The organism is Rhodococcus sp. CX (assembly GCF_015865005.1).
Taxonomy (GTDB): domain Bacteria; phylum Actinomycetota; class Actinomycetes; order Mycobacteriales; family Mycobacteriaceae; genus Rhodococcus.
This window is the reverse complement of record NZ_JADZGH010000167.1, coordinates 4,242-20,437: the sequence shown is the minus strand read 5'-3', so window position 1 is coordinate 20,437 and position 16,196 is coordinate 4,242. Positions and strand designations below refer to the sequence as shown.

The window sequence follows — 16,196 nt, the reverse complement described above, 5'->3', positions numbered from 1 at the left end:
TTGACGGCGGAGACGGACATCGCGGGGATGCGGGTGGTGGATGTCTCGGGTGCGGACGCGGCGCACTATCCGATGGGTTTGGTTGCGCACGTGGACGATCGGCTGCACCTGTCGATCAAGTACCTGCCCGAGTTGTTCGATCACCGGCAGATGGAGGAAATCCTCGACCGCGTGCTGCGCATCGTCCACACCGTCGCGACCGAACCGGACGTGTGCCTGGACCGGCTGCACCTGCTCGGCCCCGTCGAGCATGCTCAGCTCGTCCCGGTGTTCGGCGAACCCGGCGTCTCGCCGGCGACGCTGCCCGACCTTCTCGCCGCGGGAACAGGTGATCGCTCGGCGACCGCGATCGTGTGCGGAGATCGTCGCGTGACCTACGGTGAGCTCGACGACCGGTCGAACCGTCTCGCGCGCAATCTGATTGCACTGGGAGCCGGACCCGAGACCTGCGTTGCCATCGGCATGGCACGGTCGGTGGAGTCGGTGCTGGCGGTGTGGGCGGTCGCGAAGACCGGAGCCGCGTTCGTCCCCGTCGACCCCGGATACCCGGCCGGGCGGATCGAGCACATGCTCACCGACTCCGGCGCCTCGCTCGGCCTCACCACACCCGACGCGGTCGATCGCCTCCCCGATTCGGTGCCGTGGCTGCTCGCCGCAACGCCGGAAGATGCGGGAACGCCGGAAGACACTGGAGCGCCGGAAAACCCGATCGTCGACGCTGAGCGGGTCCGTCCACTGCGGGTGGACCATCCCGCGTACGTGATCTACACGTCCGGGTCGACCGGGATCCCCAAGGGCGTGACGGTCACCCATGCGGGACTCGCGAACCTGGTGGCAGAACAGTGCGCTCGGTTCGGGCTCGGTCCGCACGCACGTGTGCTGCACGCGGCGTCGCCGAGTTTCGACGCGGCGGTGTTGGAGATGCTGTGGGCCTTCGGATCCGGTGGATGTTCGGTGATCTCCCCGCCCGGGGTATTCGGTGGTCGGGAACTGGCCGACCTGCTCGCCCGGGAACAGGTCACGCACGCGGCCTTGACCCCCGCGGCGCTGGGCACGGTGGATCCGGCCGGACTCGACCGGCTCGACACGGTGATCGTCGGTGGCGAGACCTGCCCGCCGGAACTCGTCGCCCGGTGGGCGCCGGGCCGGACCATGGTCAACACCTACGGCCCGGCGGAAACGACGATCCAGTCGAACGCGGGGCACGCACTGCAGAGCGGGGAACCCGTCACGATCGGCCGCCCCATCCGCGGATTCGCCGAACTCGTGCTCGACAACCGGCTGCGGCCGGTCCCCGTCGGGGTGGTGGGGGAGCTGTACCTGTCCGGTCCCGGCTTGGCCCGCGGCTACCGCAATCGCGCCGGACTGACCGCTTCGCGTTTCGTCGCGGGACCGAAGGGGCAGCGCATGTACCGCACCGGGGATCTGGTGCGGTGGCGCCGCCGCGACGACGGGACGCTCGAACTCGACTACGTGGGCCGCTCCGATCAGCAGGTGAAGGTCCGCGGGTTCCGCATCGAACTCGGCGAGATCGAATCCGCGCTGCGGGCGTGCGACGGTGTCCGAGAAGCCGTGGCGACGGTGCACCGGGGTGCCGGCGATCGGCTCGTCGGATACGTGGTGCCGGAACCAGCCGCGGAGCTGGATCCGGTGGCGGTGCTGGCGCAGGTGGGGACGCGGTTGGCGCCGCACATGGTGCCGTCCGTCGTGTCGGTGATCGACGCGGTGCCGGTGACGGCGAACGGGAAGGTGGATCGGGCGGCGTTGCCGGAGCCGGACTTCCGTTGCGGTGCAACCGAATTCCGGGTACCGCGCGAAGGAACGGAAACTGCGGTGGCCGAGGCGTTCTCGGCCGAACTCGCGGTGACTCGCGTCGGCGCGGACGACAACTTCTTCTCCCTCGGCGGGAACTCGTTGACCGCCACCGGTGTCGTTGCCCGCCTGCGGGAATCGATGGGAGCGGAGATTCCGGTGCAGTGGATCTTCACGTATTCGACCCCCGCTACCCTCGCCCGCCGAATCGACAGCGGCGGCGCATCGACCGACCCGGACGCGGCACGAGCGGCGGTCTCGGTCCTGTTGCCGCTGCGCCCCGGTACCGCGGAACCCCTGTTCTGCATCCACCCGGCGATCGGATTGGCCTGGTGCTTCGCCGGCCTTGCCCAGTACCTCGGCGACGACCGCCCCGTCTACGGACTGCAGGCGCCGGCGCTCACCGAACCCGACACCAGGTTCGCGTCCCTCGAAGACCTCGCCGACCGCTACGTCCGGGAGATCCGGTCCGTGCAGCCGACGGGCCCGTACCACCTGGTCGGTTACTCGGTCGGCGGGCAGATCGCACACGAGATCGCGATGCGCCTGCGCAGCACCGGCGACGACGTGGCGACCCTCGCCATGCTGGACACCCGCGTGCTGACCGGGACGATCGCCGAGCGGCCCACGATCGGCCGGTTGCTCGAAGAGTTCGGCGACGTCGACGACCTCCCGGTCACCGGTGCCGAGCCGACCTTCGAGACCGTCGCGGAACTGCTGCACGCGAAGGGCGGCATCTTCGCTGCCCTGACCGCGGCCGACCTCGAAACCCTCTACCGCGTGTACGGGGAACTCGTCGACCTCGCGCTCGCACACCACCCCGGGGTGCTCGACGGCGTCGACCTCCTGTACTTCAGCGCCGCCGCGGACAGCGGCCGGGATCTCGATCGGGACACCGGCGCCTCCGCCTGGAAGGAACACGTGACGCAAGGTGTGGTCGAGTGCCCGGTGCCGCTGTCCCACGAGCAACTCACCGGTCCTGCGGGTCTCGCGGTGATCGGCCCGATCCTCGAGCGGCATCTGTCGCGGGCGCCGAGGGGGCATGGGCAGGCTCCTATCATCGGGGCATGAGTCTCGACCGTGCCCCGGCGTTCACCATGCGACAGCTGGTCGCTTTCGTCGCGGTCGCGGAAACCGGCACGATCAGCGCCGCCGCGGACCGCCTGCTGGTGTCCCAGTCGGCTGTGTCGCTGGCCGTCACGGAGCTGGAGAAGGCGATGTCCGCCCAGCTCTGTGTGCGGCGGCGCGCCCACGGCGTGCAGCTCACTCCGACCGGCGAATCGGTCCTGGTTCGGGCGCGGGCACTGCTGCAGCAGGCTGCCGATATCGAGGCCGAGACCGCGGGCGCCGGTGGTGAACTGAAGGGCCGGCTGGTCATCGGGTGCTACGCCACCGTGGCGCCTACGATTCTGCCGCCTCTGCTGTACGAGTTCCGGCGTAGCCATCCGGGCGTCACCCTGCAGTTCCGGGAAGCGATGGCCGATGAACTCGAAGCTGCGCTGGAGCGCGGAGAACTCGATGCGGTCATCGTGTACGACCTCGATATTCCCCGCCAGTGGCGAACGGCGACCCTGTGGACGCGCAATCCTGCGCTGGTGGTGTCGGCGGAACACCGTCTCGCGGACGATCCCGGGCCGGTCGATCTCGTATCCGTGGCCGACGAGCCGATGGTGTTGCTCGACGCCGCGCCGAGTTCGAACCACGCGCTGCAGGTGTGCGCCCTGGCGGGTTTCACTCCCCGGATCGGCTATCGCTCGGCGAACTACGAGACGGTGCGCGCGTTCGTCGGCCGCGGCTTGGGTTGGACCGTGATGCTGAGTCGGCCGAAGCTGGATCGCACGTACGGGGGCATGCAGATCGTTCTGCGTCCCATCGAGCGGCCGGCACTGGAACCGGTCCGCCTCGTGATCGCGTGGCGGCCCGATGTCCTGCTGAGCAGGGTCGCGCGTGCATTCCTCGCGTTCGCGACCGAGCGCGCGGCCACACTCTGACGCAATACACAGTTTTACTCATAAATATCACTCGGTTCTTGTTCTTTTCAGTGTTAGTGACGGCGGACATACTGGGTCCATCGCACCGCACCGCGGATGGGACGCACGCGCAGTCGCAGCGGATCCGACCGTCCGTTGCCATCCAGCAAGATTCGAGGAGATTTCCATGTCGTCAGACACGTCCGCTCTGCACCCCCCGGTCCTCTTCGCTCCCGAGTACGACGAATTCGCCCAATGGGTACGGGAATTCGCTGCGCCGCATGCGGACAGCTACCTCGAGCGGGCTCACAGCGAGGAATTCCCGTGGGATCTGGCCGAGAAGATGGCGGCCCAGGGCCTTCTGGGACTCGGGGTGTCCGAGGAGAACGGCGGGGTGGGGAGGATCGGCGAGAGCATGACCAAGACACACCTCGGAATCGCGCACGAGGAACTCGCGTACGCGAACTTCTACGCCTCGCAGCTCGCCTACACCAACAACCTCACCGGACCACTGCTCGAGCGCTTCCTCGCGCCCGACGTGGCGCGCGACTGGGTGCGCGGCATCGTCGAGGGCCGCCACGTCGTCGCACTCGGGTTGACGGAACCGGGATCGGGCTCCGACGCGATGGCCATGCGCGCCAAGGCCGAACGCGTGGAGGGCGGCTGGAAGCTCAACGGTGAGAAGACCTCCATCACGTTCGCGCCGCACGCCAAGGCGATGATCACGTTCGTCAAGGCGCGGGGCGAGGGGCCGGAGGACTCCGGCGTCACCGCATTCCTCGTGCCGCTCGACGCAAAGGGCGTGAGCATGCAGAAGTTCCCCGACGCCGGATGGAAGCCGCTCGGCCGCGCCGGGGTGTTCCTCGACGACGTGTTCGTTCCCGACGAGTACGTGATCGGCGGTGTCGGGAACGGATTCCGGCTCGTGATGAGCGAATTCGACTACACGCGCTCGGTCATCGGTCTCATGTCCACCGGCGTCGCGCGCAAGGCGCTCGACATCACGATCGAATATGTCAAGAGCCGCAAGGCGTTCGGGAAGCCCGTCTCGTCGTTCCAGGGGGTCTCCTTCCCCATTGCCGAGAACGCGACCAAGCTCGAGGCCGCGCGGTGGCTGACCTATCGTGCCCTGTCGCTCGCCGACGCCGGCAGGCCCTTCACGAAGGAGGCCGCGATGACCAAGCTCTATGCCACCGACGTGTCGCTGCAGACCATCCGCGATTGCGTCGTCGCCCACGGGCACTCCGGGTTCGCGGAGGAGCTTCCGCTGCAGGCCATGTTGCGCGACGTGTCCGGCCTCGAGATCGGCGAGGGTACTCCGCAGATCCAGAAGGTCGTCATCGGACGTGCCCTGCTCGGACGTGAGGCCACGCTGTGAGCCGCCGGGCCGCCGGACGGCGTGCTCTCGACGGGGTGCGGGTGATCGACCTGACCCAAGCGCTCGCCGGACCGTTCTGTACTTCGCTTCTTGCCGATCAGGGCGCCGATGTCATCAAGATCGAGCCTCCGCGTGGCGATTTCCTCCGGTACACCGGGCCGTTCGGCTCCGACGACGAGCCTCGCGACTACGGCGGGGTGTTCCAGTCCGCCAATCGCAACAAGCGCAGCGTCGTGCTCGACCTCAAGAAGCCCGAGGCCCGCAACGTTCTGCTGCGCCTGGTGAACGATGCCGACGTGCTCGTCGAGAACTTCAGTGCGGGCGTCATGGAACGCCTCGGACTCGGCTACGAGACCCTCGCGGCGCGGAATCCGAGACTGGTCTACGCCTCCATCCGCGGTTTCGGGGACAAGCCCGGCGGCGAAAGCCCGTACGCGCACTGGCCCGCATTCGACATCGTCGCACAGGCCATGGGTGGGCTGATGTCCATCACCGGCCGCGATGCCGAGCACCCCGTCCGTGTGGGTTCCGGTGTCGGTGACACCGTTCCCGGGCTGTTCGCGGCATTCGGCATCCTTGCCGCCCTGCGTGAGGCGGAACGCAGCGGTCGTGGCCAGTACGTCGACGTCGCGATGGCCGACAGCGTGCTTGCGATCTCGGAGGTCGTCGTCAACACGTACGGGCACACCGGGCAGGTGCCCACACCGATCGGCAACCAGCTGCAGGGTTTCGCCCCCTTCGACACGGTGGAGGCGTCGGACGGTGTCGTCGCACTCGGTGCTCCGCACAACCCGCAGTGGGCGAAACTCGCCGCGATCATGGGCCGGCCGGAGCTCGTGGACGATCCGAGATTCGCTACCGATCACGCTCGCTGGGAGAACCGCGAAGCCGTGTACGAGGTGGTCAACGACTGGACCCGCCGGCACACGGTTGCGGAACTGATCGACCTGCTGGGCGGCAAGGTGCCGCTGGGTCCGATCTTCGACGCCGAGGACATCTTCGCCGACCCGCACTTCGCGGCCCGCGACATGCTCCCGACCGTGGAGCACCCGGTCAGCGGCCGAGAAGTCACGGTGCCGGGGATCCCCGCCAAGTTGTCCCGCACCCCCGGGGCGATCACACGTCCGGCCCCGCTGACCGGTGAACACACCACCGAGGTTCTGAGAGAACTCGGTCTCGACAGCAACGATCTCGGTGCACTGGCCGCTGCCGGCGCCACCGTCCTTCCCACACTGCAGGAGCAGACCTCATGATCATCACCAAGGTCGAACTGACCCCGGTCTCCACCCCGCTGGTCAAGCCGTTCATCATGCCGGGAACCCGGATCACACACATTCATTCGGTGGTGCTCAAGGTGTACACCGACGAGGGCATCGTCGGCTACGGCGATTCCGGGGACACCTCGACGTGGTACCGCGGTGAGACACAGGATTCGATGATCGCGATGATCGCCAAGCACATCGCGCCGCAGTTCCTCATCGGCCAGGACCCGCTCAACATCGAGAAGATCGTCGGGCAGATGGACACCTTCGTCCGCGACAACAACCAGGCCAAGGCGCTCGTCGATTTCGCGTTGCACGATCTCAAGGGCAAGGCGTTCGGCGTTCCGGTCTACCAGTTGCTGGGCGGCAAGAACATCGAGGCATCGGTGCAGGGCTGGGTGGCGTCCGCGGGGCCGACGGACCAGATCGTGGCCGAGGCGGTTGCGGCTCACGAGCAGGGGTACTCGCTGATCAAGCTCAAGTCCGACGGCAACTCCGACCACGATGTCGACAATGTCCGCGAAGTACGCGCCGCACTCGGTCCCGGTGCACGTATCGTCGTCGATGCCAACGGTTTCTGGAACTACGATCAGGCACTCAAGACGATGCGCCGTCTCGACGAGTTCCGGATGGAGTGCATCGAGCAGCCTGTTCCGCACTGGGACATCGAAGGTATGGCCCGGCTGCGCGGCCGGATCGAGACACCGGTGTTCGCCGATGAATCCGCTCAGGAGCTGTACAACATCCGCGAGATCATCGAGCGCCGCGCGGCGGACGGACTGTTCATCAAGATGCAGAAGGCCGGCGGCCTCGTCAAGGCGCAGCGCTGGCTCACGATGGCGCGCCTCGCCGACATGGCGGTCTACAGCGGCTGCATGATCGGATCGGGTCTCGAGGCCAGCCCGTCCGCCCATCTGATGATCGCGAACAACTGGGCGTCGCAGTTCACCCACGAGAATCTCGGTCCGCTGATCATCAACAACCAGTGGGAGAACGAGCAGCAGGTCATCGAGAACGACATCGCCGCGAACGTGCCGATCTTCAAGGACGGCAAGCTCTTCCCGAACGAGGGCCCGGGTTACGGGATCGAGCTCAACGAGCGGTTCATCGCGGACCACATCACCCCGGGAATGGAGATCGTAACCGTCGGGCAACTCGTCAGCGCCTGACACCCATCGGTATCGGCGCCGGCGGTCGGGGCATCCCGCCGCCGGCGTACCCAACTCGAGGAGAGCAAGTCCATGACAGAGCACCGAGCGGGCCCGCTGGCCGGCCTCAAGGTCGTCGAACTCGCGGGACTCGGGCCTGCCCCGTTCGCGGCGATGTTCCTCGCCGACCAGGGCGCCGATGTCGTCCGTGTCGAACGGGCGGGTGCGGGATTCGCCATGCCCATCGACCCGCGCTTCGACACCCTCCAGCGTGGGAAGCGGATGCTGTCCCTCGATCTGAAGAGTGCCGACGGCCTCGCCGCCGCGCTCGAACTCGTCGAACACGCCGACGTTCTCATCGAGGGATACCGGCCCGGCGTCACCGAACGTCTCGGACTCGGGCCCGACGCCTGCCTCGCTCGCAATCCCCGGCTCGTCTACGGTCGGATGACGGGATGGGGGCAAAACGGTCCGCTCGCGCAACGTGCCGGGCACGACCCGACCTATCAGGCGCTGGTCGGGTCGCTGCACGCGATCGGCCGCGCCGGGGGTCCGCCGCAGCTTCCACTGAGCCTGGTCGGTGACTTCGGCGGTGGGGCAATGTATCTGGTGTCCGGAATCCTGGCCGCGTTGTGGGAGCGTGAGCGGTCCGGGAAGGGCCAGGTCGTCGACGCCGCGATCGTCGACGGTGTGGCTCATCTGATGGCGAACCCGTTCTCGATGCTCGCCGGTGGTGCCTGGAACGACGAACGGGGCACGAACCTCATCGACTCGGGAGCGCCGTTCGTCGACGTGTACCGCACCTCCGACGACCGGTATGTGGCCGTCGCGGCCCTCGAGCCGCCGTTCTATGCCCAGCTGCTTGCCGGTCTCCGCCTCGACGGGGACGAAACGCTGCCCGGGCAGTGGGATCGGCGCCGCTGGCGCGAACTTCGCGATCGATTCGCCGCGGCATTCGCGACCCGGACCAGAGACGAATGGTCGGAGGTGTTCGCCGGTTCCGACGCGTGCGTCGCACCGGTCCTCTCCATGAGCGAGGCCCCCGCGAACGAGCACCTCGTCGCTCGCGGAACCTTCCTGGAACGTGAAGGGTGCCCGGAACCTGCACCGGCACCGCGATTCTCGCGGACGCCTTCGGGGTTTCCCGCCGCGCCTCCCGTTGCGCCCGAAGATGATCCGGCACAGATACTGAGCGCCTGGTCGGCGATGTCGCTGCCGGGTCGCTGACCCGGGCGAACCCTCACCGTCCAGCGCGGCCGAGCCGGCCGCGCTGGACGTTTTCGTGAAGGCATTCTCGAGTTTTCCTGTGCAATATCCCTAGTTGATTCTGCTATTCACAGCATGTGATGTGACCCATACTGGTGCGGCACCTTCGAGTGCCCGGACGCCGGCGTTCTGCGCGTCGCCGTTCTCTGTTCCGCCGGCAGGTCCGGCACCCGCAAAACAAGGAGTTCCTGATGGCATTTCTGGACGAATCCGCATGGCAGGGCCGGATCTTCACCGGGAGTTGGACGGCCGGCGGCGCGGGGGAGATCAAGGTCGTCGAACCCGCGACGGGTACGACTCTCGGAACCGTCGGGCTCGCGAACACCGATGATCTCGACGCAGCCGCCGCGCGAGCCGTTGCCGCACAACGAGAGTGGGCGTCCCTTCCCCACCCGGAGCGGGCCGCGGTGATGCGTCGTGCCGGCGAGTTGTGGCAGACCCACGCGGACGAGATCCAGCGTTGGATCATGCGTGAGTCCGGCTCGCTGCGGCCCAAGGCCGCGCTCGAGACCGACGTCGCCGCCCAGGAGTGCTTCGAGGGTGCAGCACTGCCGTCCCACCCGCACGGCGAGATCCTGCCGAGCGTCACTCCGCGGCTGCTGAGCACGTCCAAGCGGGTCCCGGTCGGAGTGGTCGGCGTCATCGCACCCTTCAACTTCCCGCTGATCCTGTCGATCCGATCGGTCGCCCCCGCACTCGCGACCGGCAACGCGGTCATCCTCAAGCCGGACCCGCGCACCGCCGTCTCCGGCGGCGTCGTGCTGGCCCGGATCTTCGAGGAGGCGGGGCTCCCCGCCGGCGTCCTGCAGGTTCTTCCCGGTGGCGCCGATGTGGGAGCAGCTCTCGTCGAGGATCCGCGGGTCCGCGCCATCTCCTTCACCGGCTCCACCTCCGCGGGCCGCCACGTCGGAGCCGCCGCGTCCCGCCACCTCAAGAAGGTGCACCTGGAGCTCGGGGGCAACTCGGCGATCATCGTCCTCGACGACGCCGATCTCGACGCGACGGTCTCCGCCGCCGCTGCCGGCTCCTTCCTCCACCAGGGACAGATCTGCATGGCCACCGGCCGTCACCTCGTTCACACGTCCGTGTACGAGGAGTTCGTCGCCAAGCTCGCCGAGAAGGCGGCCGCGCTTCCGGTGGGTGATCCGATGACGGAGCAGGTCGCTCTGGGCCCCATCATCGACCGGGGGCAGCTCGACAAGATCCATGCGCTGGTCACCGCCTCGGTCGATGCCGGAGCCAGACTCGCCGCCGGCGGCACCTACGAAGGTCTGTACTATCGGCCCACCGTCCTCGCGGACGTGCCCCTGGACGCGCCGGCCTACGCGCAGGAGGTCTTCGGCCCCGTCGCGTCGGTCGTGGAGTTCACCACGCCGGACGAGGCTGTCGAGCTCGCCAACGACTCCGAGTACGGACTGTCCCTCGGCATCTTCACCCGCGACATCGGAAGGGGGCTCGAATTGGCGGATCGGATCCCTACCGGTATCGCCCACATCAACGACCAGACCGTGGCGGACGAGGCCAACATCCCGTTCGGCGGCTTCGGAGCTTCCGGCAACGGGGCTCGCTTCGGTGGCGCTGCGAACAGCTTCGAGGCCTTCACCGAGACACGCTGGATAACCGCGGTCCGTGAGGTCCCGTCCTATCCCTTCTGAGATCCCGCACCGAATTCCCCCGGTCGGCGCGCCTGCCCGGCCGCCCGACAGTTCCCCTCCGGACAAAGGACCATCCATGACGCTCGCAGAATCGGAGTCGTCCGCCCCCGTCGATACGATGAAACGGCGAAGCGATCTTCGTCGTGTGGTGTTCTCCAGCTACCTCGGCAGCACCATCGAGTTCTACGATTTCATCCTCTACGCGACCGCTTCGTCACTCGTCTTCGGACCGGTGTTCTTCTCGAACCTGAGTCCGGCAGCGGCGTTGATCGCGTCCTACGCGACCTTCGCGATCGGCTACATCGCGCGCCCCCTCGGCGGCATCGTATTCGGGCATTTCGGTGACCGGATCGGCCGCAAGAAGATGCTGCTGCTGTCCATGTCGATCATGGGCGCGGCCTCGTTCCTCATCGGGCTGGTGCCCGCGATCCCGACCTGGGGCGCGGTCATGCTGATCGTGCTGCGCGCCGTCCAGGGCGTCGCGATCGGTGGGGAGTGGGGAGGGGCGGCGCTGATGTCGCTCGAGCATGCCGGCGACCGCAATCGCGGATTCGCTGCCGCCTTCACCAATGCCGGAGGCCCGACCGGTGCGGTGCTCGGCACGCTTGCGCTCGCACTGGCGGCGACGCTTCCCGAGAACGACTTCCTGTCATGGGGCTGGCGCATCCCGTTCCTGTTCTCGGCGGTGCTGCTCGCCGTCGGTCTGTTCGTCCGCGCCCGGGTCGCGGAGAGCCCGCTGTTCCGAGAGGCAATGAAGGCGGCGGCCGAGAAGAAGGACCGGGCGGCGGAGCCGATGCCTCTGCTGGCGATCCTGCGTGCCCCGCGCACCCTCGTCCTCGCCGGGCTGGTGTGCACCGCTCCGTTCGTGATCCAGGCGTTGTTCTCGACATTCGTCATCGGTTACGCGGCCGAGAACGGTGTGTCCCGGTCGGAGGGTCTGAATGCGTTCGCGATCTGCCAGTTCTTCGCGATCTTCGGCATCCTCGGCGCGGCGCGACTGTCGGACCGCTACGGGCGCAAGCCTGTCATGCTGAGCGGGTTCGTCGGCATGGTGGTGCTGGCGTGGCCGCTGTTCCAGCTCGCGTCCTCCGGCAACTTCCTGCTGGTCGTGCTGGCCTTCGTGATCAGCTGCTCGGTGCTGCAGTCGCTCACCTTCGGCCCGATGCCGGCGTTCCTGGCCGAGCAGTTCGGTACCCGGTCCCGATACACCGGGGCGTCCCTCGGCTACCAGATCGGCAGTCTCCTCGGCGCCGGGTTCACCCCCGTCATCGTCGCCTCGTTGTTCGCGAGTTCGGGAACGATCACCTCGGTCGTCGCCTACCTGGTCGCGTTGTGCGCGATGAGCGCCGTGATTCTCGCCGTCTTCGTCAGGGAGAGCAAGGACGTCGACCTGACCGCCGGCTGACGGCCCCGTGCCCGGTCCCCGCACCGCATCGTCGGTGCGGGGACGTCGGTGCGCCTACGGTGACACCATGAGCCCAGTCGATCCGGTGCCCCACTACACGCTCCGTCAGCTCGCGGCGTTCGTCGCGGTCGCCGAGTGGGGGTCGATCGCCGGTGCCGCGGACGTGCTGAGCATGTCGCAGTCGGCGGCTCACCCCCACCGGCGAAGGCGTTCTCGAACGGGCCCGGATCCTGCTGCATCAGGCGGGGGAGTTGCAGGCCGACGCGCGCGCCGAGGCGGGCGAGGTCGTCGGGCGCGTCAAGGTCGGGTGCTATCCGTCGCTGGGACCGACCGTGCTGCCCCCGCTGCTCGAGGGGTTCATCCGCACCCACCCGCGCGTGCAGCTCGATTTCCACGAGGACGACCAGACCCAGCTCACCGCCCAGCTCGAGTCCGGGGAGGTGGACGTCGCCGTGATGTACGCCCTGGATCTGCAGCCCGGGCTGGGCACGGTCGTGATCGGGCACCGCAACCCCCGGGTGCTGCTGCCCGCGGCGCATCCCCTGGCGGTGGACGGTGGGCCCATCCGGCTGCGGGACCTCGGGGACTCGCCCATGGTGTTGCTCGATTCACCGCCGAGTTCGAGCCACGGGCTCGGGGTGTGCCGTGCGGCCGGTTTCACCCCGAACGTCGTGTACCGGACCCGCAACTTCGAGACGTCCCGGGCGTTCGTCGGGCGGGGGCTGGGCTGGACGCTGCTGCTGTCGCGGCCGCGCAGCGACATCACCTACGAGGGCCTCGAGATCGCCGTCCGCAACGTCACCGACCCCGTCCCCGAGCCGGTCGACGTGGTGGTGGCCTGGAAGGACGGGGCCTTGTTGAGCCGGGCGGCCCGGGAATTTCTCACGTTCGCCACAGGGCCGATCGTCCCGTCCGACGTGCAGAAACAGCCTTACTTCGAGAGAGTCGTGGAATAACCGGGAAATTTCGCGCTTTTCACGGGGTTGTGGGGGCGTCATCGTGGTGTCGGCGGTCACGTTTCCCGCCCTCCTCGAAAGGTCCCCATCCATGACGGTTATCGACAAGCGCGACGCGTCCGGCACTGCCGCGACCGCGCGTAAGGCCGCTGTCGGAAGTTTCGTCGGCACCGCGATCGAGTGGTACGACTTCTTCATCTACGGCACCGCCGCGGCACTCGTCCTCGGTCCCCAGTTCTTCCCCGGGTCCTCCGACCTGGCCGGCACGCTCGCGGCGTTCGCGACCCTTGCTGTCGGATTCGTCGCACGCCCCATCGGCGGCGTCGTCATGGGTCACTTCGGCGACAAGGTCGGCCGCAAGTCGATGCTGGTGATCTCGCTGCTGCTGATGGGATGCGCGACCGTCGCGATCGGCCTGCTGCCGAACTACGCGGCCATCGGTGTCGCCGCCCCGATCCTGCTCGTCGCCCTGCGTTTCGTCCAGGGACTCGGCGTCGGTGGCGAGTGGGGTGGTGCGGTGCTCGTCGCCACCGAGAACGCCCCCGCGGGCAAGCGCGGCCTGTACGGCGCCGCACCCCAGATCGGGGTGCCCGCCGGTGTCCTGCTCGCCAACCTGGTCTTCCTGCCACTGTCGGTGTTCATGGACGACGCCACGTTCGACTCGTGGGGCTGGCGTGTTCCGTTCCTGCTCTCGGCCGTTCTGGTCGGTGTCGCGATGTGGATCCGTCTCGGCCTCGAGGAGAGTGCGGAGTTCCAGACGGCGAAGGACGAGACCGTCGAGACCCACGCGAAGCTGCCGATCGTCGAGGTCCTCACCAAGCACTGGAAGACCGTGCTCCTGGCCGGCGGCACGTTCATCGCCACCAACGGCATCGCCTACGCCTACATGGTCTACGTGCTCAAGTACGGCGAGAAGGAACTCGGCTTCTCGCAGACGACGATGCTGAGCCTGCTCATCGCCTCGTGCCCGGTCTGGATGGCCGGCATGGCGTTCAGCGCCTGGCGCTCCGACCTCATCGGCCGCCGCACCGTCTACATCCGCAGCTCCGCCGCACTCGTGATCGCCGCCGCCCTGTTCTTCCCGCTCATGGACACCGCGAGCCTGCCGGTCATGTTCGTGGCGATGGCCGGACTCGGCTTCACCCTCGGCTGCTGCGCCGGACCCCAGTCGGCGCTGTTCTCCGAGCTGTTCCCGCCGGCCGTGCGCTACAGCGGCGCGTCCCTGGGCTACCAGATCGGCGCGATCCTGGGCGGCGGTCTGGCCCCGATGATCGCCACCACGCTGTTCGCGAAGACCGGCACCTCGTGGTCGATCACCGGCTACTTCGTGCTGATCGCGCTGATCAGCCTCGTGAGCATTCTCGTCCTCCGCGTGCCCTCCACGCCCGCACGTCCCGCCCGTCTCGAGAAGGAAGGGATCTGACCTCGTGTCGACCTACTACCAGCCACGCAAGTACCCCGCATCCTCGTTCGCGTCGATGGAACCCACCGACGACGCGCTGCCCGTCGTCGTCGTGGGTGCCGGCCCCGTCGGCATGGCCACGGCACTCGGCCTGGCCCAGCGCGGCATCCCGGTCACCGTCATCGAGGCCGCCGATCAGGTTTCCTTCGGCAGCCGCGCGATCTGCATCTCCCGCCACAGCCTCGAGGCCGCGGCCCGTCTCGGCTTCGGCGAGGAGCTCGAGAAGATCGTGCTGCCGTGGGTCGGCGGCCGCAGCTTCTACCGCGACCAGCAGGTCCTGCAGTTCAAGATGCCGCTGCGCGATTTCGACGTGCGCCCGCCGATGATCAACGTCTCCCAGTCGGAGTACGAGCAGATCGTCGTCGACACCATCGAGCAGAACCCGCTGATCACCCTGTACTGGTCGGCGAGCATCGCCGGCATCCTGCGCGGCGAGGACGAGGTCACCCTCGAGGTCGACACCGCCGACGGCAAGCGCCACCTGCGCGCCCGCTGGGTCGTCGCCGCGGACGGTGGACGCAGCCGCATGCGTGAACTCGCCGGGTTGCGTCTCGAGGGCACCAACTACGAGGGCCGCTACGTCATCGCGGACATCCACTGGGAGTCCGAGCTGCCCGCCGAGCGCATGGTCTGGTTCGACCCGCCGAGCAACCCCGGCTCGACGATCATCATGCACAAGCAGCCCAAGAACATCTGGCGCATCGACTACCAGCTCGACCCGTCCGAGGACGCCGAGATCGAGACCCAGGAAGACGCGATCCGGGCGCGGATCACCAAGCACCTGGACTGGCTGCAGAACGACCTGCCGTGGACGCTCGAGTGGCACGGGTTCTACAACGCCCGTGCGCTGGCCCTGCGCGACTTCACCCACGACCGCATCCTCTTCGCCGGCGACGCCGCGCACCTCGTGCCGATCTTCGGCGTGCGCGGGCTCAACTCCGGCATGGAGGACGCCGAAACCCTCGCCTGGCAGCTCGCCGCCGTGATCCACGGCAACGCCGAGCCGGCACTGCTCCGGGCGTACTCGGCCGAGCGGCACCACGCCTGGGAACAGAACGTCGCGAACGCCGGCAAGTCCACGCTCATCATGTCGCCCGGCAGTCACGGCTACCGCACGACCCGCGATGCCGTGCTGGCCCTCGCGGTGCACCGTCCCGAGTTCGGGCACCTCATCAACCCGCGGCAGTCCAGCGCGACGCACGCGCGGCTGTCCCCGCTGACCTGGCCCGTCGCCGCGGGCGTCACCGGTGTGCTGCCGGGCGACCCGGTGGACGACCGGAAGGTGCGCGTCGTCACCGCGACCGGCACGGAGGACTCGTCGCTGAACGTGGTTCGCGGTACCGGTTTCGCGGTGCTCGGTGTCGGCCTCGACGCCGACGGCAGCTCGGCCCTGGTGGCCGCAGCGGCCGAGCTCGGTGCGGCACTGTCCCCGGAGAGCGTGCGGGCCGTCCTCGTCGGCGGTGCGGTCGAGACCGCCCCGGCCGAGGCGACGGTGCTCGACGCACCGGATCTGATCGAGGCTCTCGGCGCGACCGCCGGTGAGGCGTTCGTGATCCGCCCCGACGGACTGCTGCTCTGCCGCGTCCCGGTGGCCGAGCTGTCCGGTGTCGCCGCCGCCCTGCGTTCCGGCACCGCCCCCGACGGTCCGGCCGTTCCGGCACGTCCCGCCGAGGCCGTCACCGAGGACGAGGCGCGCCGCGAGAACGTGTGGCTGGGCCTGTCCGCCGCGATCGACCAGGCCGACGAGTCCGACCGCGAAGGCTTCCTCGCCCGGCTCGCCCTGGTGCTCGGTTCGCAGGTCGGACGCCGCGAGTTCGAGGAGGCCGTGGCTGCTGCGGCGGACACCTCCCCGGTCCGGGTCGCGGAGCTCACCCCGCAGGCC

General features: G+C 68.4%; 10 protein-coding genes and 1 pseudogene. All 11 read left to right on the top strand.

The features are described from left to right. Positions 1 to 2,883: amino acid adenylation domain-containing protein (locus tag I0Q12_RS17530; protein WP_197253109.1), on the top strand; the 2,883-nt coding region annotated here is incomplete at its 5' end. After that, positions 2,880 to 3,803 carry a LysR substrate-binding domain-containing protein gene (locus tag I0Q12_RS17525; protein WP_197253108.1) on the top strand — a complete coding sequence of 308 codons (924 nt, stop codon included), beginning with the start codon at positions 2,880 to 2,882 and terminating at the stop codon, positions 3,801 to 3,803. The genes I0Q12_RS17530 and I0Q12_RS17525, both read left to right, overlap by 4 nt. A gap of 166 nt (positions 3,804 to 3,969) precedes the next feature. Next, positions 3,970 to 5,160: an acyl-CoA dehydrogenase family protein gene (locus I0Q12_RS17520; protein WP_197253107.1), complete on the top strand. Its 1,191-nt coding sequence runs from the start codon at positions 3,970 to 3,972 to the stop codon at positions 5,158 to 5,160. Beyond that, positions 5,157 to 6,413: a CaiB/BaiF CoA-transferase family protein gene (locus I0Q12_RS17515; protein ID WP_197253106.1), complete on the top strand. Its 1,257-nt coding sequence runs from the start codon at positions 5,157 to 5,159 to the stop codon at positions 6,411 to 6,413. Before I0Q12_RS17520 ends, I0Q12_RS17515 begins: the two co-directional genes overlap by 4 nt. Next, the gene (locus I0Q12_RS17510) at positions 6,410 to 7,591 is read left to right on the top strand and encodes a mandelate racemase/muconate lactonizing enzyme family protein (RefSeq protein WP_197253105.1); all 1,182 of its coding nucleotides are present in this window, start codon (positions 6,410 to 6,412) and stop codon (positions 7,589 to 7,591) included. Before I0Q12_RS17515 ends, I0Q12_RS17510 begins: the two co-directional genes overlap by 4 nt. Before the next feature lie 72 nt (positions 7,592 to 7,663). Then, on the top strand, positions 7,664 to 8,797 hold the full coding sequence (locus tag I0Q12_RS17505; RefSeq protein WP_197253104.1) for a CaiB/BaiF CoA-transferase family protein: 1,134 nt from the start codon (positions 7,664 to 7,666) through the stop codon (positions 8,795 to 8,797). A gap of 230 nt (positions 8,798 to 9,027) precedes the next feature. Further along, positions 9,028 to 10,491 (top strand): benzaldehyde dehydrogenase, encoded by a 1,464-nt coding sequence (locus I0Q12_RS17500; RefSeq protein WP_197253103.1) that lies wholly within the window; start codon positions 9,028 to 9,030, stop codon positions 10,489 to 10,491. Between the two features lie 76 nt (positions 10,492 to 10,567). After that, on the top strand, positions 10,568 to 11,896 hold the full coding sequence (locus tag I0Q12_RS17495; protein WP_197253102.1) for an MFS transporter: 1,329 nt from the start codon (positions 10,568 to 10,570) through the stop codon (positions 11,894 to 11,896). 67 nt (positions 11,897 to 11,963) lie between these two features. Next, positions 11,964 to 12,852: pseudogene (locus I0Q12_RS17490) on the top strand (LysR substrate-binding domain-containing protein). A 91-nt stretch (positions 12,853 to 12,943) separates the two neighbouring features. After that, positions 12,944 to 14,275, top strand: coding sequence for an MFS transporter (locus I0Q12_RS17485; protein ID WP_197253101.1), 1,332 nt, complete (start codon positions 12,944 to 12,946; stop codon positions 14,273 to 14,275). 4 nt (positions 14,276 to 14,279) lie between these two features. Continuing rightward, positions 14,280 to 16,196, top strand: a 1,917-nt coding sequence (locus I0Q12_RS17480) for an FAD-dependent oxidoreductase (RefSeq protein WP_197253100.1), incomplete at its 3' end; no start/stop codon positions are given.